This window comes from Streptomyces sp. NPDC048197 (assembly GCF_043202395.1).
GTDB classification, from domain to species: Bacteria; Actinomycetota; Actinomycetes; order Streptomycetales; family Streptomycetaceae; genus Streptomyces; species Streptomyces siderophoricus.
In genome coordinates this window covers 100755-117347 of the sequence record NZ_JBIDAJ010000001.1, presented here as the reverse complement: position 1 = coordinate 117347, position 16593 = coordinate 100755, and the positions used below count along the sequence as shown (strand labels likewise).

General features: G+C 68.5%; 22 protein-coding genes. 11 read left to right on the top strand and 11 right to left on the bottom strand.

Annotated features, from left to right (window positions below; all coding sequences use genetic code 11):
* Positions 1-148 precede the first annotated feature (148 nt).
* The 4 genes from ACGF4C_RS00605 to ACGF4C_RS00590 form a co-directional block, all read right to left on the bottom strand.
* On the bottom strand, positions 149-1336 hold the full coding sequence (locus tag ACGF4C_RS00605; protein ID WP_393562123.1) for an amidohydrolase family protein: 1188 nt from the start codon (positions 1334-1336) through the stop codon (positions 149-151).
* 62 nt (positions 1337-1398) lie between these two features.
* Positions 1399-2523 carry an MAB_1171c family putative transporter gene (locus ACGF4C_RS00600; RefSeq protein WP_393562122.1) on the bottom strand — a complete coding sequence of 375 codons (1125 nt, stop codon included), beginning with the start codon at positions 2521-2523 and terminating at the stop codon, positions 1399-1401.
* Positions 2520-2912 (bottom strand): hypothetical protein, encoded by a 393-nt coding sequence (locus tag ACGF4C_RS00595; RefSeq protein ID WP_393562120.1) that lies wholly within the window; start codon positions 2910-2912, stop codon positions 2520-2522. The genes ACGF4C_RS00600 and ACGF4C_RS00595 overlap by 4 nt, the downstream gene beginning before the upstream one ends.
* Positions 2913-3113: 201 nt before the next feature.
* Positions 3114-3554, bottom strand: a complete 441-nt coding sequence (locus ACGF4C_RS00590; protein ID WP_393562118.1) for an XRE family transcriptional regulator — start codon at positions 3552-3554, stop codon at positions 3114-3116.
* Positions 3555-4358: 804 nt separating this feature from the next.
* Here ACGF4C_RS00590 and ACGF4C_RS00585 point away from each other — a divergent pair.
* The 10 genes from ACGF4C_RS00585 to ACGF4C_RS00540 all read left to right on the top strand — a co-directional run bounded on the left by ACGF4C_RS00585 (position 4359) and on the right by ACGF4C_RS00540 (position 11991).
* On the top strand, positions 4359-4697 hold the full coding sequence (locus tag ACGF4C_RS00585) for a hypothetical protein (RefSeq protein WP_393562117.1): 339 nt from the start codon (positions 4359-4361) through the stop codon (positions 4695-4697).
* Between the two features lie 2 nt (positions 4698-4699).
* Positions 4700-5719: a hypothetical protein gene (locus ACGF4C_RS00580; protein ID WP_393562115.1), complete on the top strand. Its 1020-nt coding sequence runs from the start codon at positions 4700-4702 to the stop codon at positions 5717-5719.
* Positions 5719-6504, top strand: coding sequence for an ATP-binding protein (locus ACGF4C_RS00575; RefSeq protein ID WP_393562114.1), 786 nt, complete (start codon positions 5719-5721; stop codon positions 6502-6504). The genes ACGF4C_RS00580 and ACGF4C_RS00575 overlap by 1 nt, the downstream gene beginning before the upstream one ends.
* Before the next feature lie 100 nt (positions 6505-6604).
* Positions 6605-7204 carry a WhiB family transcriptional regulator gene (locus ACGF4C_RS00570; protein ID WP_393562113.1) on the top strand — a complete coding sequence of 200 codons (600 nt, stop codon included), beginning with the start codon at positions 6605-6607 and terminating at the stop codon, positions 7202-7204.
* Positions 7201-8229: a DUF2637 domain-containing protein gene (locus ACGF4C_RS00565; protein WP_393562112.1), complete on the top strand. Its 1029-nt coding sequence runs from the start codon at positions 7201-7203 to the stop codon at positions 8227-8229. The genes ACGF4C_RS00570 and ACGF4C_RS00565 overlap by 4 nt, the downstream gene beginning before the upstream one ends.
* 102 nt (positions 8230-8331) lie before the next feature.
* A complete protein-coding gene (locus ACGF4C_RS00560) occupies positions 8332-8556 on the top strand; it encodes a hypothetical protein (RefSeq protein WP_393562110.1) in 225 nt (74 codons plus the stop codon).
* Positions 8557-8825: 269 nt separating this feature from the next.
* Positions 8826-9176 (top strand): plasmid mobilization protein, encoded by a 351-nt coding sequence (locus ACGF4C_RS00555; protein ID WP_393562109.1) that lies wholly within the window; start codon positions 8826-8828, stop codon positions 9174-9176.
* 2 nt (positions 9177-9178) lie between these two features.
* Complete coding sequence (locus ACGF4C_RS00550; protein ID WP_393562107.1) at positions 9179-10927, top strand: relaxase/mobilization nuclease domain-containing protein; 1749 nt, start codon at positions 9179-9181, stop codon at positions 10925-10927.
* 61 nt (positions 10928-10988) lie between these two features.
* Positions 10989-11408, top strand: coding sequence for a hypothetical protein (locus ACGF4C_RS00545; protein ID WP_393562106.1), 420 nt, complete (start codon positions 10989-10991; stop codon positions 11406-11408).
* 205 nt (positions 11409-11613) lie between these two features.
* The gene (locus ACGF4C_RS00540) at positions 11614-11991 is read left to right on the top strand and encodes a DUF6193 family natural product biosynthesis protein (protein ID WP_393562105.1); all 378 of its coding nucleotides are present in this window, start codon (positions 11614-11616) and stop codon (positions 11989-11991) included.
* Positions 11992-12078: 87 nt separating this feature from the next.
* Here ACGF4C_RS00540 and ACGF4C_RS00535 read toward each other — a convergent pair whose 3' ends face one another.
* The 4 genes from ACGF4C_RS00535 to ACGF4C_RS00520 all read right to left on the bottom strand — a co-directional run bounded on the left by ACGF4C_RS00535 (position 12079) and on the right by ACGF4C_RS00520 (position 13465).
* Positions 12079-12384: an esterase gene (locus tag ACGF4C_RS00535; RefSeq protein WP_393562104.1), complete on the bottom strand. Its 306-nt coding sequence runs from the start codon at positions 12382-12384 to the stop codon at positions 12079-12081.
* 110 nt (positions 12385-12494) lie between these two features.
* Positions 12495-12719 carry a hypothetical protein gene (locus ACGF4C_RS00530; protein WP_393562103.1) on the bottom strand — a complete coding sequence of 75 codons (225 nt, stop codon included), beginning with the start codon at positions 12717-12719 and terminating at the stop codon, positions 12495-12497.
* Between the two features lie 63 nt (positions 12720-12782).
* A complete protein-coding gene (locus ACGF4C_RS00525) occupies positions 12783-13076 on the bottom strand; it encodes a hypothetical protein (protein WP_393562102.1) in 294 nt (97 codons plus the stop codon).
* A gap of 14 nt (positions 13077-13090) precedes the next feature.
* Complete coding sequence (locus ACGF4C_RS00520; RefSeq protein ID WP_393562100.1) at positions 13091-13465, bottom strand: DUF317 domain-containing protein; 375 nt, start codon at positions 13463-13465, stop codon at positions 13091-13093.
* Between the two features lie 206 nt (positions 13466-13671).
* On the opposite strand from ACGF4C_RS00520, the gene ACGF4C_RS00515 reads away from it, so the two are divergent.
* On the top strand, positions 13672-13860 hold the full coding sequence (locus ACGF4C_RS00515; RefSeq protein WP_393562099.1) for a hypothetical protein: 189 nt from the start codon (positions 13672-13674) through the stop codon (positions 13858-13860).
* Here ACGF4C_RS00515 and ACGF4C_RS00510 read toward each other — a convergent pair.
* The 3 genes from ACGF4C_RS00510 to ACGF4C_RS00500 all read right to left on the bottom strand — a co-directional run bounded on the left by ACGF4C_RS00510 (position 13857) and on the right by ACGF4C_RS00500 (position 16592).
* The gene (locus ACGF4C_RS00510; protein ID WP_393562097.1) at positions 13857-14363 is read right to left on the bottom strand and encodes a hypothetical protein; all 507 of its coding nucleotides are present in this window, start codon (positions 14361-14363) and stop codon (positions 13857-13859) included. The genes ACGF4C_RS00515 and ACGF4C_RS00510 overlap by 4 nt on opposite strands.
* Positions 14364-14842: 479 nt before the next feature.
* Positions 14843-15700: a DUF317 domain-containing protein gene (locus ACGF4C_RS00505; protein WP_393562096.1), complete on the bottom strand. Its 858-nt coding sequence runs from the start codon at positions 15698-15700 to the stop codon at positions 14843-14845.
* 31 nt (positions 15701-15731) lie between these two features.
* Complete coding sequence (locus tag ACGF4C_RS00500; RefSeq protein WP_393562094.1) at positions 15732-16592, bottom strand: DUF317 domain-containing protein; 861 nt, start codon at positions 16590-16592, stop codon at positions 15732-15734.
* Between the last annotated feature and the right edge of the window lies 1 nt (position 16593).

The window sequence follows — 16593 nt, the reverse complement described above, 5'->3', positions numbered from 1 at the left end:
CGTTTCCAGTGCCCTGCGGTATCAGGACGCGGCGTAGCGGGCCAGGAACGCCAGCTCGTCTTGGGTGCGGCGGCGGGGACGGTCCACGGCTTACCACGAAGCGTTGAATCAGAGCAGGTAGCTGGCCGGACTTCCGGCGAAGCGCAACTCAGTTCTGGATCATTCTGCCGTCCGCAACCACTAGTTGGACGTTACGCAGGGTGGTGATGTTGTCGAGAGGGTTTCCGTCAACAGCGAGGATGTCTGCGCGCAGCCCCTTGGCCAGGCGGCCGGTGTCGGTGCTCCTCAGAGCCTGGGCTGCGTCGATGGTGGCCATGTCGAGGATCTTCTCGTTGGGAATTCCCAGGTACTCGTAGAACTCCAGACTATTGACGAACTTGTTGAAGACCGCCCGCGTCACACCGGCGTCAGTGCCGGCGATCATGGGCACCCCACCGTCGGCCATCCAGCGCATGGAGGAGAACAGGTGCTCCGCGCGGTCGTGGCCAACCCGTTCGGCGAACGCCCTCCAGTTGGGGCTGGTCGCGGTGCACACGTAGATGCCTTGGGACTTGATTTCGGCGAGGAGGTCGTCCCGGAGGTCGAATTCGCCGCCTTCGGTCATCCAGGTGCAATGCTCGATGGTGTCCACGCCGGCGGCAACGGCGGCAGCGATGCCGTCGGTGCCGTGGGCGTGGACGGCGACGGGCAGATCGAGGCGCCGGGCTTCCTCGACAACGACGCGCAGTTCGGCTTCGGTGAACTGGTTCTGCCAGATGGCAGGACCGCCCTTGGTCATTCCCCCACCCGTGCCCATCACCTTGATCACGTCCGCTCCGAGACGGGCATTGCGCCGCACCATCTCCCGGATGGCCTGCTCGCCCTCGACCTCTCCGCCGAAGAAGTGGCAGTGACCGCCGCGGGATGTCAACGGTGTTGCTGCCGACAGGATGCGCGGTCCGTGCAAGGCGCCAGAGGCGACGGCACCGCGCAGGCGGATAGCGAGGCCGTTGCGGTCACCGAGGTCCCGAACGGTCGTTACCCCGCTGAGGACCAGCTGCTCAGCGCGCTCGGCCATGCCCTCCAACAGTTCCTCGTCGCTGCTGGCCTGGACGGCAGCCACAGGGTCGGGACTCGCATCGAAGATGAGGTGCGTGTGGGCATCGATCAGGCCCGGCAGCACGGTGCCGTCCGGAAAGGACACGGTACGCAGTCCGTGGGCCGCGAGCTGCTCGAGCTCCGCACGTGGGCCGACCGCGGCGATCCGGTCCCCGCGGACGAGAACGGCGCCATCGGTGACGCTGGTGCCGTTGGGGCCGGTGATGACCCGGCCAGCCGTGATCAATGTGTCCGTCATGGTGCCGCTCCTCGTCGTGGGGTCGCTGGTCGGTCGGGTCCGGCTGCATGTCCTCGTGTCGGCTATGGCGCTTGTGCCGGCTTGAGCGCATCCGACAGGGAGATCAGCTGCCGTACGTCGGCATCGAGGCTGTCGTCGCCCGGATGGGCCACGGCAACAGCTTGCTCCGACACGGCTTCGCCGTTGGCTTGGGCGCGCAGCGCGTGTCGCAGGTGGCCGGCCAAAGACGCATGCGGCGTGCCGTGGTTCACTCCTTGCTGTGCCAGGTACGGGCTGATTCTCACCAGGCCGTCCCGGCATTCGATCACCCGTCGGTAGTAGCGGTAGTGAGTGCCGCGCAGGGACAGGAACTCCCGCCATCCGCTGGTGGGCACGCGACTGAGGGCGTCCTGCGGAAACGCCTCGTGCAATGCTTCCCACAGCGGGCGGAGGCGCCGGTACGCCTTGCGGTGACACAGCCAGACCCGAACTCTCGCCAACCGCATCGCGGCGCCCGAATACATGACGCCGATGATGAAAACCGGGACCGCGAGGGCTAGGAGGCCCTGCGTGCTGTGGTGCAGCCACGCCGGGACGTTCGCACCACGCCATCGTGTGACGTCGATAGCGAGGCGGCCGATGTTGGCCACCACCATGCCAGCCAGGGCTCCCACCGTGAGCCACAGCCCCGTGGACAGCGGGCGAAGGGACATCCGCGCATGCCGCCAGGTCCACCACAGCGCCGCAGCGAGTGCGTAGATGAGGTAGAGCAGCGCGGCCATGAAGAACAAGGCCACCGGCGTTGTCGTCACGTCAGCGGTGGCGAAGTCTTTGCCCCTGACGCTGACGGGCGTGGCGATGGTCGTCAGTGCGAGGACGATGACAGCCGATGCCAATGGCAGGGCTTCCCAGCGGGCCCGTCGGATGGCACGCTTCCGCTCCTCCGCGGAGAACAGGTAGACGCACATCAGGCAGTAAACCGCGCCGAGCAGCAGGGCGTTCTGCACCAACCGCGCAGATCCTGGGCCCATGAGGTTGTCCACGAGACGGGCCGCGGAATCCAAGCCGAGGCCAAACGAAGCACGGGTGCAGATGAGACACAGCGTCACAGCGCGGAGAGGTAGATCGCGGGGATCCCGAGCGAGCTGAATGAGCTTCCACACCACGGCCAGGTCGAGGATGAAAGCCGTCAAAAGCAGACCGGTCACAGCCACCCCTGCCGGTCACCGAGGGCGGCCTGTACGCGACGCAGGGAGGGGGAGGATGCCCGACGCGGCGCGACCCGATCCAAGACCGAAGCCCACTCCAGAATGATGGTGGCAACCAACTCGGCCTCGCGTTCATGCTCTTCGTCGTATGACGTCCGCCGCAGAAGCCGCTTGACCGATCCTGACGAGAGGTCCGGGACCGCCCCTTTCCAGAGCGCGACATCTTCGATTCCGTCGCTCTGGTGATCCGCCAGGATGTGGCCCACTTCGTGGAGGATGATGTGCCGCTGGTGACTCGCAGTGGTTTCCTGTTGGTACAGGATGTAGTCCGTGGACGGGGCGGCGATCCACGCACCGAACGGCCCCGGCACCGGCATCGGGTGCGACACCAACCGGATGGGGCGGCCACGCCGTTCCCCTAGTTGCTGGCAGAGCACGTCTACTTGCAAGGGGGGCTGGATATCAAGGGCTCGCAGTTCACGTTTACAACGTCTGCGAAGCTCTCGCTCTTTCACGGTCATTCTCCCGCACACGATCAGTGTCGCGGCAACAGCACCCCCTCGCCGCGGAATCACGCCGTTGACGGCGCGTCATTCGCGGTGCTCTGCCTGCTCCAACTTGTAGACAACGTCAAGCAGGTCCATTACCTGCTTTCTTCGCGCTTCCGACAGTTCGCCGGCGCGCATTGCCATCAACTTCACATCGCGGTCTTCGAGTGCCTCGTTGACGCTCGCCCGCTCGGATTCCATTTGAACCAGTCGGCCATGGACTTGCCTAGCTACGGCGTCGTCGAAGAAGTACGAGATCGGCACGCCGAAGAAGCTCGCCAGACCCTGCAGGTGGCGCACGGTCGGGTTGTCCTTCTTTCCCTTCCGTAGCTGCCAGATGTAGCTCATGGAGATGTTGATCCCCGTCTGGCTGATGGCGTTCGCCGCGTATTCGTTGCTGTATTCCCTGCCGTCGTCATCCTTGATCGTCGCGAACAAATAGTTGATCTTCTCCGCCAAAGAGCGGCCTGTCTCCTCGCTCACCACTTCCCCTCCTTTCGTCAAGAGTCGATCTGTCAGTGTACACGAGTGGAGGGTACACAAGTCGACGCCTTCACGTCAGTTGAGTGGAGGGCGGTGCCGGTATAAGGTCCCCATCAGCATCTTCCACTGACGTGAAGGGTACGGAGGTGATGATCTTGTACTTGAGTGAAGAGATTGATCGGTTCGAGCGTCGGTGCTCGACGCGGAATCGCCCTGCCGTGAAGGCCGGCCTCCGCTCGGGTCGCTCTCGGCGTCCCGGTAAATACTTTGCCACCCTTCGTTCGTCTGACGGGCCTCGCTCGACTGTGGACAGTCGGCGCAAATCGCCCTTTTCGCCTGCGTTGGCTCTCGGCGTGAAGGTGCTGCGACCAGCGCCACAAGAAGATCGAATTACGTACGGGTGTTGGGTGGAAACTCTGCGCGCTGTGATGGACCCCTCGAATTTGTTCGTGGCCCGTCAGTCCATCTGCCGGAGCGATCGGCGGAGGGGGAGCGCGACCTCTGGTTGGGCGTCGTTGAGGGGCCTACGGATACGTCTGGATCTTGGCGCGGAAACTGCATATGTTGCTGGTCCCTCGGAGGGGGCGGCCGGAACGCAACCCAGCGAAAGGGAAGGAGGAAGATGGGTGAGTGGGCGTCAAATCCCAGAGCGCCGAGGGAAATGAAGAAGGCGCCCAGAAGTTAGCAGCTTCCGGGCGCCGACACCGCCACCCCGAAGGGGGCGGATACATAACCGGGGCGAGTCGGCTGACCTTTTCGACGAGAACGGCCGTCTCACCTCGCCTACGAGTGAGGAATTCTCGCATGCCCAAGTCCCGAAGCGGAAGGGCCCTCGCTGCCCCGCAGGCCGAGGTCGATGAACCCACCGCCGACGCTCGCCGGCACCGCCTGGCCGCGCTTCTTGCGGACATGGTGCCCGGAGCCCGCACCATCCGCGTCTCACAGCAGCAGCCTGGCCAGAACTGGCCCAGCCCCTACGCCCGCGCGTACGACGCCCAAGGGCAGCTCATAGCTCTCAACCGTGCCCAGCGTGTGACGGTTGCCCGCTGGGTGATCCGCGCCCACCCCGACGTGCCCTGGGAAGAGACGTACGACCTCGACCTTGCCGCCAGTACCCTCCGTGCCGCGGGCGGGGGCCGCTGATCATGGCCAGGATCCGCACCATCAAGCCCGAATTCTTCACCAGCGAGTCGCTCGCCGAGGTGAGCGTTCACGCCGAGCGGACGTTCGCCGGTCTCTTCACCCTGGCCGACGATCACGGGCGCTTCCGCGACCACCCGGCCGTCATCGCTGGCCTGCTCTGGCCGCTGCGTGCCGAGCACACCGCGGTGCACGTGGAGGACGACCTGCAGCAGCTGGCCGATGCGGGGCTGATCTGCCGGTACACCGGCTGCAACGGCCGCCGGTACCTGCACATCGTCACCTGGTTCGAGCACCAGAAGATCGACAAGCCGTCGCAGACCCGTATCTCGGCCTGCCCGGACCACCACGCCACAGAGCGCTGCGGAACCTGCAAGGGCACCTGCACCGTGTTCACCGAAAGCCGGGCGAACACTCCCCGAGGACTCCCCGAAACCTCGGCGAAGGCTCCCCGCACCCTCGATCGGCCGACGAAGACGCCCGTGACGCCTTCCGCCGACCAATCCGCGAGCACGGGCGGTGAGCAGGCGACGCTCGACGGCGCCATCGAGGCGCCCAAGCGAACCGCGAAGAAAACCGCAGGTCACAAGCCTGTCGGGAAGGACTCCCCGAAGGCTCCCCGAACCCTCCCCGAAGGTTCGGCGCCTGGATCTAGGATCTTGGATCCTGGATCTACTAATCCTTCGGGGCGCACAGCGCCCGCACCCAGCCCGTCGGCCCAGGACCTCGTTGGCGAGTACGTCGCCGCATGCGTCCAACGCCCGCCGGGCGGCGTGATCGGCCATCTCGGGCGCATCACCAGGAAACTTCTGGACGAGGGCATCGCCCCGGAGCACATCCGGGCCGGACTGCAGCGCTTCGCCGCCAACCCCAAGCACCCCAGCGTGCTGACCAGCATGGTCAACGAGGCCATGAACGCCTCGGCGGCCGGTTTGGTGCGGCCGGAATCGCGGTCTAACCTGCCCGGTCACCGGGCCTGGGCCAATCCCGCTGACCCTGCCGCCGCCTACGCCGAGGAGCTGTGATGCGCGACCACGATGCCCAGCCCGTCGGAGGCATCGCCCGCCGCCTGGCCCACATCCTCACCTCCCGAGGCATCGACCCGACCGCCCAACTCACCGATCCTGCCGAGCCGGTCCCCGCTCTGCAGGCGGCACAGGCCCGCATCCCGGCCCGTTACCAGGAGGCCGTCGCCGACCACCCGGCAGTCGCCGCGTGGGTCCGCGAGGTCGCCCAGGCAGGACGCCCCGGGCCGAAGGGGGCTCCGGGTATCGCTCAGGGGCGCTCGCTGCTGATCGTCGGCACCACCGGCACCGGCAAGACGCACCAGGCGTACGGCGCGGTCCGGTCCCTGCTGCTGGCCGGTGTGCGGCTGCGCTGGAAGGCGATCACGGCCGCCGACCTGTACGCGGAGCTGCGGCCCCGCCCCGGCCACGACGGCGAGCGGGAGCTGATGGACCTCTCCCGCTGCCCGCTATTGATCATCGACGACCTCGGTGCCGCCAAGAGCAGCGAGTGGACCGAGGAGATCACGATGCGGCTGATCAACCGCCGCTACAACGAGATGCTCCCGACCCTGGTGACCACCAACCTCGGCATGGCCGACCTGCGCGCCCACATCGGCGACCGCGTCGCCTCCCGCCTGACCGAGATGACCGACAAGGTCATCCTCGACGGCCCCGACCGCAGAAGAGCCATCGCAGCCCAGCGCCGCAGCCCCGCTGCCACCGCTGTCCCGCAGACACGTAGCGAACCCGCCGCACGAGCCGCGTCCACCGCGGTATCGGCCGCTCGCCACCTCAGCCGCTAACGACCTGCTCGCGACCGCCGTTACCGGTCGACTCCCCACGCACCCATCCCCAAGCCGCGTCTGCCTGCCCGAACGCGCCCTGGGGGCAACGGAGATCCCCATGCACCACACCGAGAACGACATGCTGCGCACCCTCGGCGACCTGACCTGGCATGACGACGCCGCCTGCCGTGCCACGGGCCCCCACCAGGTCGATCCGGACGACTTCTTCCCCGAGCCGGACGAGATGGACCGCATCCGCGCCGCCAAAGCCCTGTGCGCCCAGTGCCCCGTCCGCAACACCTGCCTGGACGCCGCCCTCGAAAACGGCGACATCATCGGCATCCGGGGCGGCATGACCGAAGAGGAACGAGCCGAGCTGCACCGCAAATTCCAGCGGCGCCTCAACTACGCCCGCGTCAATGCCGTTCTGGCCGGCCAGGATGTCCATCTCACGCAGGCTGAGCGCGACGCTGTCGTCCTCGCCGCCTACCAGGCTGGTACTTCAGCAGAGCAGCTCGCCCGGATGCTCAAGATCACGAAGGAGCACGCACAGAGGCGGTACCGCGAGACCCGCCGCCAGATCCGAGACCGCGCGGTCGAACAAGAGAAGAAGGCGAACGAGGGCAAGAAGAAGTCGATGACGCCCGAGAGCCGGCCCACGGTGCTCAAGGAGCCCAGGGCCAAGACGTCCCGCGGCGACCTCGGGACGGCCGCGTGAGCCACATCGCGCCGATACCCGCGCGGATCACCGGCTGGGACCGGGCCGCCATCGTCGCCCTCGGCGGCGCCGGATGCGCCCTGTCCTACGACGCCCTGCAGCAGATGGCCATCGCCATCCACATCCGCGGATTCCTCACCTACGTCTTCCCCCTGGTCATCGACGGCTTCATCGCCTACGGAGTGCGCGCCCTGTTGGTCCTGCGCAGCGCACCGCTCGCCGCCCGCTGCTACGTCTGGCTGCTGTTCGGCACCGCGACGGCCGCCAGCATCTGGGCGAATGCGCTCCACGCGGTACGCCTGAACCAGCAGCAGGCGCAAGGCGTGGGGTTGCGGCTGGGCGACGTCACCGTGGGCATCCTGTCCACCCTCGCGCCGCTCGCCCTGGCCGGAGCGGTCCACCTGTACATCCTCATCGCCCGGCGGGTCACCGAGCCCACCGGACAGCCGGACACCAGCCGTGTCCGAGCCGACCGGGTCACCGCCGACCGCCCGGACATTCCCGTCGGTCAGGACGAGCCCCGGCCGTCGCCGGTCGGCTCCGGGCACCCGGTCGAGCTGCCCGCCCCGGAGACCAACCGCCCAGCGGTCACGGTTGGTCAGGACACCCAGGAGACGGGTGCCTCGCAGGACCCGTCCGGACAACAGGACGGTCTGGCCGAGCCGGAGCCGGAGCCGGAGCCGGAGCACGAGGGTCGAACCGCTGACCTGGGCGGACACCCGGCCAGCAGACCCTCCCCGGTCACCCGCCTCGACCCGGTCGCACCGTCCGCCGTACAGCCGGAGACTGACCCGGTCACCGCTGAGGAGAACGGGGACAACCAGACTCCGGACACCGACCCGGTGACCGAAGAACTCCTGCCGATCGCCCGCCAGGCGGTCACCGAGGCGGGCAAGGCCACCCGCCAGGTCGTCGCCGACGCCATCCGCGGACAGAACCTCCCGCTCGGCAACGACCGGCTGACCGTCCTGATGCGCCGCCTTCGCGCCGAGAGCCACACGCAGCCGGTCACCAAGACGGGCTGACCGAACGCAGACGCACGGCCGGTGACCTGGCCGATCCGCATGGCCAGGTCACCGGCTCCACGCGCCACCCCATCGACTTCTCCACACCACGGAGGCACCACGATGCGCACCACACCGGCCACTCACGCCGAGGCTGACGCCTGGATCACCGTGCTTCGCGACCACGGCCACCTCCACCGCGCCGAACCCGGCCCCGACGGCAGCTGGACCGTCCAGCAGACCCCGGAATGCACCCCCCGAACCCTTCACCACCCGGTCCTCGCGCTCGACTACGTGGCCGAGATCCTCCGCGACGTTCGCGGCCACACAGCGGAGACGCCGCGATGAAGCCCTCCGAACCGTCCAGCACCACCCCTGAACTGCAGCAGGACCACTGCCCGGCACGATGCGCAGCAAGCTGTACCTTCCGAAACTCCTCCGCAGCCACGGGCAGCGGAGGAGTTTCGCAAGGGCTTGCCCCCGCCCTGGGAGGGAGGGGGGAGGCCCGGCACCAGGGGGCACCGGACTCTGGGGCTGCGGCCGAGGGCGGACCGCAGCCAGAGGGGGAACCGAACGCACCCGCTGCGCCACGAACGCGTCCTCGTCTGCGCCAGAGCGTGCACCGCGATCAAGTCCGCAGTGTCCGCCTGACCCGAGACGAACTCGATACCGTCACCCGCGCCGCCGAAGCCGCCGGTCTGAAGACTGCCGGGTTCCTCGCCGACGCCGCGGTCGCGGTCGCCCAGGCCCAAGGCGGTTCCAAGGCATGGCTGTTGGATCAGCGTGGCCGGGTGGAAGAACTCATGGCCGCCAGCGCACAGCTCGCCCGCGTCGGCAACAACCTCAACCAGATCGCCCGCATCCTCAACTCCGGCGGCCACGTCGATCACGTGGACGACGCAGTGGCCCGGGTCCTGCGGGCCGCCGTGCGCGTTGAAGACGCTGCCATCGAGATCGCGCGGCGCTGACGATGGTGCCCGACATCTCCACCGGCAGCCGCACCTACGGACTGCTCAACTACCTCTACGGCCCCGGTCGGCGCGATGAGCACACCGACCCGCACCTGGTCGCCGCCTGGATGCCGGAACTCGCCCCCGACCCGGGACGCGACCCGGCGGCCACGCTCAAGCAGCTCACCGACCGGCTCGACCTGCCCGTCCTCGCCCTGCCCAAGCACCGACGACCGGCCCGGCACGTGTGGCACTGCCCCGTCCGCACGGCCCCCGGCGACCGCCACCTCACCGACGCCGAATGGGCCGAGGTCGCCCGCCGCATCGTGCACGCCACCGGCATCGCCGAACACGGTGACGACAAGGCATGCCGCTGGATCGCCGTACGCCACGCTGATGACCACATTCACATCGTCGCCACCCTCAAGCGCGAGGACGGGCGCAGCCCCCGTCGTCACGAGGACGGCATCCGCGCCCAGGCCGAGTGCCGCAAGATCGAGAAGGAATGGGGCCTGCAGATTCTCAATGAAGGAGACCGCACCGCCGCCCAGCGCCCCACGAGCGCCGAACGCTCGAAGGCCGAACGTGCCGGACGCACCGAGACATCCCGCGAGACGCTGCGCGAGCGCGTCCGTCAGGCCCTGGCCGGAGCCGCGAGCGAGGAGGAGTTCTTCCGCCGCCTCGCCGAGGCCGGCCTCCGCGTCGAAAAGCGCCTCGCACCCTCCGGCGACACCCTCGGATACAAGGTCGCCCTCCCCGGCGACCGCAACCGCCACGGCGAACCCATCTGGTTCCCCGGCTCAAAGCTCGCCCCCGACCTCTCCCTCCCCAAGATCCGCCAGCGCCTCGACTCCGAACTGGCCGACAGTGACGCATTCGCTATCGACCGCTCCGGCGAACGAGCCCCACGTCCGGCTCGCGCCCGGCATGAGGCAGCCCCTGCCGCCGAGCGGGCGGCTTCGGCACTGAGCGGAGACGACGATGCTGACGCCGCCGCACAACTGGTTGGCGTCGGCGAGCTGCTCGACGCGGTCGCCCAGACCTCCCCGGCTTCGACCCGCAAGGAACTCGGCGAGGCCGCCCGCGCCTTCGAACGCGCCACCCGTTCCCACATCCGCGCTGAACGCGCCGACAACCGCGCCATCCGCACCGCGGCCCGGGGTATCGTCCGCGCGGGCAACGCCCTCGGTAAGGGCGAGGACGGCGGCGCCACCGCGATGCTCCTGTCCACGATGGTCCTCGTCACCATCGCCGCCGCCCGCTGGCACTCCGCCCGCGGCCACGCCCAACAGGCCGCCGCAGCCCAACAGGCCGCCCAGCACCTGCGCGCCGCCTACCGGACCGCTGCCGCCACGCCCATGAAGGCCATGCGCGAGCACGGCCGCCGCCTCCCCGAACCCGTTCGCCAGCGGCACGTCGAGGCCCTTGAAGTCGCCCTGCCCCAGCACGCGGACCACGTCTTGCGCGAACCCGGCTGGGACGCCCTGGCCGCCACCTTGGACCAGGCCGAGCGAGCGGGACACGACCCCGACGTCCTACTCCAGCAGGCCATCGCATGGCGCGAACTGGACACCGCCGACAGCGTCACCGACGTCCTCGTCTGGCGCCTGCGGCGCCTGGGGAAACTGCCCTCCGCCACCGACTCGCCCCGCACGCGGACGAGCTCGCGAGCGTCCCAGCAGCAACCCCCGGCACCGAAACACACGACACCCGGCACCACGGCCCGAACGAATCCCAGCGCTCCCCGTGCCCGAGGGGCAAGGCGTTGACCAGCACAGCAAAGGGCTGGACACCGGCCGCCATGCCGGTTATGGCTGGTTGAAGAGAGACATGGAGACGATGCGGATGCTCAGCGAGAACCTTCAGGACCCGAGAACCCTGCTGCCCCAGACGGCATCCGGCGATGACCCGCTGTTGCGGCTCCAGCAGGAGACGCAACCTGATGGCGGGAACATCGGTCTGCGCGCCACCACGCACCCCGAGGAAATCCGTATCACCGGAATCACCGTCATGTGCCCCCAGTGCGGCGCCCGCCGCGACTGGATGGTCATCTGCGACCGCAACGAGATCAGCATCCGCTGCCGCTGCGCACACCAGTGGGTCGAGCGCGAACTGACCCGCGCGGACTACCTGGCGATGATCGGCGAAGGCATCGGCCAGGACTACCCGAGCCTGGAGGCCGCAGCCCAGGACGCGGGGTACGACGGCACACTGGCCGGCACCTATCTGTCTGGACCCCGTCCGGAGTGAGGCTCTCGACCGCGCCCGCGTGTGGCCCGGCCGCGGGGAAAGCGGCACTGCACCCGCCTTGCCGTCTCGTAGTCGGCTGCCTGTCCGGCCCACACGGGACGACACAAAACGCTCCCCCTCTCAAGACGAGGTGTGCCCGGGGCGGGGCCAAGAGTTATCACCGCGAGCTGGCCGAAATCTTTCGACGTCGAGCAGAATGCGGGGCATGACGGAGGGCGCGCCAGAGGAAGACATCATCGAAGCCGCATGGCAGAAGCTGCTTACCACCCAACGCGTGGACAGCCAGTTGCTACGCGCCGCCTACGCCGAGCCCCGACTACGGCAGCTGTTCCCCTGGGTCGGCATGGCCGAGTTGCACTTCAGCCGGTGCACAGAGCCGCGTTGGACGTGGGACGTCCCGTTTATCGCCCCGATGCTGGGCGGCGGCTTCTTCGTCGGCGGGCCCTCACGGTCCCAGAGTGTCGGCCCCGCACCGACCGCGGAGGCTGCCATCGCGATGGTGGTCGAAGGACTCCCCGCAGGCTGCGGTCGCGCCTTCGTCGGCACGCCCGAGGAACTGGCCGAAAAGGAACAGTCGGAGTAGTCAGGGCGGATGCTCCAGAGAGACCTCATAAGCCCGCTGAGGGCTGCCCCGGCGTGGGGCAGCCCTCAGCGGTCGGGATGGATGGCGTCAGGAAGCGGCCAGGTGGTTGGCGAGGTGGAGGGCGTCGGTGGCCACGGTCAGTGCAGCGTGAAGGCCAGTGACCTCGTACAGCGTGGGGTGGACGATGGGCGTCCAGTCACCGTTGAGGCTGGGCCATGTGGCGAGGAGGACGGTGGTCGCGGTCAGCCCGAGACAGGCGGTCACGTCCATGCCGCCGTCGCGGCCGGGCTTCCAGCTCAGCAGGATCGCGCCGGGCCGGAGCGGCTCAGGTCCCTGGGCGGTGTCCCACATGACGCGGATCGGCTCGGTGGGGCGTGGGGGGACGGAGCGCAAGAGAGCACCGCGCGCCGACGCGGACATGGGGCGGCGAACAAGATCGCTGAGGTCCAGGTGCGAGGCCGGGCTGATCGCATGCGCCGAGACACGCGCAGGAGCGCGGTAGTTCATACGGCCGCCCAGCCGAGCTCGGCGCGGACCGCGGGAGGCAGTACGCCCTCCTGGCCGTTTTCGGCGAGGTACACAGCGCCGTTGGGGCCGGAGACCTCGACGATGCGACCGATGTAGTGGGCGTAGGGCCAGTCGGGGTTGATGGCGAAGTAGGCAGGCAGGTCAGGGTCGACGGTCTGGAGCTGGTGGATCAGTTGGCGGACGGTGATCTGGTGCGACAAGACGGCCTCCGGGAGGAAGAGTGAGCGGGGAGGGGGCAACAGGCGAAGAGTGCAGCGGGTCGTTCAGTCCTCTGCGTCGAAGCGCAGGAGCTTGCGCAATGCGGCAGGGCCCTTCGAGGGCGGTGCGAATTTCGCCGGGAGCTGGTCGGAGCGGTGGCGTCTGCCCTGCTCGGCGGCGTAGGTCTTGGTGGACGAGGGGCCGCTGGTCCACTGCTTGCAGCTGCAGGTCGCGAGGAACCGCTCCCGTCCGGTACATCCCTCGGTGAGGGGGCTGCCGCCGGTGGTGTGCCGATGCTCGGAGGGGCAGACGGTGCCGTCGGCGTGATACGCGGTCACGGTGATCGAGTGGCGGGCCACGCGGGACCTCCTGGTCAGATGCAGGTGCAGTAGTGGCTGGGGGAGGAGAAGAGAGCGGCGAGGAATCCGGCGACAGCCTGTGCCGGGGTGTCCGCCCCGAAGCTCTGACGCCAGGCGGTTGTGCCGTTCGTCCCCATGACGTGGATGTGCCACAGCTCGCCACGCGCCGCTCCAGGGCTCTCGGGGAGGAATCCCACGTACACGCGTTGGTCGGGGCTGGAGCAGTGGACGTTGCAGTTCGGGTCGGAGACGACGTCCCACCCCTGGTTCTTGAGGAGGTCGGTGACGGGGCCTGCGCAGTGGCAGCCGAGTAGCGACTCACGCTCGCCGAGGGCGGCGAACGGAAGCGCGGCGGGAGCGTGGAGCGGGGTGGTGGCGGTGAGCGTCACGAGCAGCAATCCCTTCGTTGACCTGCGGTTTTCCGCGGCACCCGTACGTTGGCATGGTCAGGGAGGGGGTCTCCAGTCCTGTCCGGCGGTGTGCGTCTGCCGTCGGCGAACTGGCCAGGGACCGGCCGCCGATGTCCGCGCAAGGGGGAATGAATCGGTCGCCCGCGGGGCTGTTCCGGGGCGACCGATCGCTGTGGGAGGTTGGGTTGGAGAGCGAAGAGAGCCGTACGTACGCCGAGGCGGTCGATGATGCCGAGGCTGCGACCCTGGGCCGGGCCCGCATGGCCGACGGCAGACGGATCGAGCTGACCGTTCACGAGCTGGCGCAGCTGGTCGGCGCCGAAGCCACGGGCGAGCAGGGCACGGGCCGGCATGGTGCGGCCGGTGCCGTCTAACGGCGGGGCGAGCGCACCTCGTTGTGCGTTCCGGCGTTCGCCGTGTGGCTGGTGCTTTGAGTGTCGGCGGGTGGCACTGGTGTCGGCGTGGACGACCGTGTGCGTGCTGCCTCGGCGCGCACGGCCGCGGAGCGGTCCAGGGACCGTGTGAGTCCTTGGGCAAGGTGCCCTTCGGGGTAGGCGTCGATGATGGAGCGGATGGCGTGGAGGCGGGCCTGGTTCGCTGCGTGGGCTTGCCGCAGTTCGGCCGATGAGGAGCTGAGCTGCTGGAGGTCGTGGTGGAGCGGGACGTGGCCGTTGCGGGTGAGGCTGTGTATCCGTTCCCGGTGCACGGTGACGTCGCTGTCGTCGATGACGAGCGCCGTGCGCACCCGCAGCACTGCGACGAGTGCTGGGTCGTGGATGCTGCCTTCGCGGAGGTAGTTGTACAGCTCGTCTACGGGATGTCCCCAGGCAGTGCTGATCATGGCATCGGCGCTGGTGAGGTCGGATGTGTCAGGCATGAATGGCTCCCGAAGTCTGTGGTGAGGGATGGCGGGTGGTTGGGGACGTGCTCGTCGTGGTTCGCGAAGCGTTCGGCGGCTCGTTCGACGAGGGCCTGCTGCACTTCGAGCGTCGATCGCCGTGATCACGAGCGGCATTGCCGGGGAGAACAGTGAGGGTGTGCGGAGGCCGGCAGTGTTGGCGACGAGCCGCAGGGCGTCTGCCTCGATCAACGGCGTCCAGGACGGGTGGAGTTCGGACAGTTCGCAGATGACCTCGCTGCCGACGACGAGCGCGTCGGAGAAGTTATTGCTTCGAAGTTTTGGGGGTTGACCGCCACCGCGAAAGGTGTGCTTAACTGGCTCGCGAGACCAGCCATCTTCCAGGCTCTTCCGACGAGTTGAGCATTCAAATCCTGTGCCCTCGCGGGTGCGGGTATGGCTGGTCTCTCTTTTTTGTTCGGGTGCTTCCAACGTCGTCGGGCCCTCCGGAGCGTTCGTTATCGGCGGCGGGCGGCATGAGTCCGCAGTGCAGCGCTCGGCCTGCTGGCGGCCATCGCCATCACCTTCGCCGGAGGATGGACGAGGGCGCGATCACCGGCGGAGCGGGCACGAGCTGCCGTTGCCCGGCGGACGTCGAGCGGAGTCGGTACTAGTCGAGGCACCGGCGTCACGCGGGCCGCAGCGAGGTTGCGCTTGGTGACCTCGGCCTCATACCGGGGAACCGGGGTGGGGTCGGCTAGGGCGGTGGCGGTGGCGGCGACCAGGTGTGACGGGGTGTGGCTCGTGAACGTCGCGTGCCAGCTGGAGCGGTAGCCGTCGCGTCCGCCACTGGCGCTCCAGCGGTACTGGTAGCCGGACAGCTCCGCTTGATGATCCAGCGCTCCTCGGACGTGGTTCATTTCCGCCAGGCCGTCGGGTGCGACGGAGACGCTGAGGTGAGGCCCTTTGTCGGTGCGCCAGCCGGCGTCGACGAGCGGCTGGAAGCCTTGGTCCCTGCCGGTGCTGCCGTAGAGGTAGGTGTCGTGGTTCTGCGCGTAGTCGTGGGCGAGGGCGGTGGCGAAGGCGGTGACGAGTTCGGTGGGTGTGCTGTTGTCGAAGGTGGCCAGCCAGCGGGGCGGGCCGAAGGGGTCGGAGTGCACCGCGATCTTCCACAGGGTGGTGTCTTCGCCTTCGGGGAGGTAGCCGAGCCGGATGTGCTGTTCGGGCGAGGTGACGTAGACGTTCGCCAGCTCGTCGTGGTGGAGGTGGAACCCCTGGTCGAGGAGCGGCTGGAGGGCGGGATCACCGGTGAAGGTGCTGCCGGCGAGGTAGACCGGGGAGACGTAGAAGTCCCCGTCAGGGGCATTGGTGGGCATGGGGATCGGACCTCCGGGTGCGGTGTGGGGGTTAGCGCTGACGGCGCGAGCCGGCGACGACGGGCGGGAGGGGAGCGGATGCGACTGGTGGCCGCTGGAGGTGGTGCACCGCGTTGGTGGGCGAACTGCGGGCCAGCGCAGCCGTGCTGAGCGAAGTCGCCTGATTGGGGCGCAGAGGCTGGGTCTTGACCAGGGAGCGGTGGCGGTCGGGAATGAGAAATTCCGCGCGGACGACGGGCCTTGGGTCGGTCAGGGCGTTGGCCGCGGCGGTCATGAGGTGCTCAGGGGTGCCCCGGCTGAAGTACGCCTGCCAGCTCGGTGTGGTGATGGGATTGGGGCCGGCGGACATCCGCCATGTCGACTTCGCCGGGTCGAGTAGTTCGTCGTACTCGTGGAGCCAGCCGCCGCGTATCCGGAAGGCGGCGTGGCCATCGGGCGACACCGTGCGGAACGGCCGCGTGCCGCGGACGGCCTCCCACTCGTGCTGGGAGAACACGGTGGCGGGCGTGAGCCCGGTGTGGTGTTCGCCGCCGCTGAGGTAGTCGGCGAAGTTATTCGGCAGCCCGGCAACGAGCGTGTCCGTGAACGCCGCCACGATCTCTCGCGGAGTGTCGCGGTCGAAAGTGGTGATCCAGTCCGGTACCCCGAGCGGGTCCTCGGCATACGAGATCGTCCAGCCGCCATAGTGGCTGTCCATGACATTAGCCATGCGCACGCGCTGGCACGGGCTGGTGTAGTACGTGTCCTCGCCGAAGGCCACGACTTTGGTCCAGCCTGCCGCGGAATCAAGGGTGTTGAAGACGGCATGGTCGGGGCCAGGGCCGGCGAGGTAGACGGGGGCGATCAGGACGTCGACGTCCGGGTCGAGGGCGTGGGGATCGGTCGTGGGCATG

What these genes read in the sequence shown, in the direction of transcription:
- ACGF4C_RS00575 (WP_393562114.1), top strand. Translation starts at nt 5,719, where the DNA reads ATGCGCGACCACGATGCCCAGCCCGTCGGAGGCATCGCCCGCCGCCTG.
- ACGF4C_RS00605 (WP_393562123.1), bottom strand. Translation starts at nt 1,336, where the DNA reads ATGACGGACACATTGATCACGGCTGGCCGGGTCATCACCGGCCCCAAC.
- ACGF4C_RS00505 (WP_393562096.1), bottom strand. Translation starts at nt 15,700, where the DNA reads ATGCCCACCAATGCCCCTGACGGGGACTTCTACGTCTCCCCGGTCTAC.
- ACGF4C_RS00510 (WP_393562097.1), bottom strand. Translation starts at nt 14,363, where the DNA reads ATGCCTGACACATCCGACCTCACCAGCGCCGATGCCATGATCAGCACT.
- ACGF4C_RS00570 (WP_393562113.1), top strand. Translation starts at nt 6,605, where the DNA reads ATGCACCACACCGAGAACGACATGCTGCGCACCCTCGGCGACCTGACC.
- ACGF4C_RS00560 (WP_393562110.1), top strand. Translation starts at nt 8,332, where the DNA reads ATGCGCACCACACCGGCCACTCACGCCGAGGCTGACGCCTGGATCACC.
- ACGF4C_RS00585 (WP_393562117.1), top strand. Translation starts at nt 4,359, where the DNA reads ATGCCCAAGTCCCGAAGCGGAAGGGCCCTCGCTGCCCCGCAGGCCGAG.
- ACGF4C_RS00550 (WP_393562107.1), top strand. Translation starts at nt 9,179, where the DNA reads ATGGTGCCCGACATCTCCACCGGCAGCCGCACCTACGGACTGCTCAAC.
- ACGF4C_RS00545 (WP_393562106.1), top strand. Translation starts at nt 10,989, where the DNA reads ATGGAGACGATGCGGATGCTCAGCGAGAACCTTCAGGACCCGAGAACC.
- ACGF4C_RS00580 (WP_393562115.1), top strand. Translation starts at nt 4,700, where the DNA reads ATGGCCAGGATCCGCACCATCAAGCCCGAATTCTTCACCAGCGAGTCG.
- ACGF4C_RS00500 (WP_393562094.1), bottom strand. Translation starts at nt 16,592, where the DNA reads ATGCCCACGACCGATCCCCACGCCCTCGACCCGGACGTCGACGTCCTG.
- ACGF4C_RS00540 (WP_393562105.1), top strand. Translation starts at nt 11,614, where the DNA reads ATGACGGAGGGCGCGCCAGAGGAAGACATCATCGAAGCCGCATGGCAG.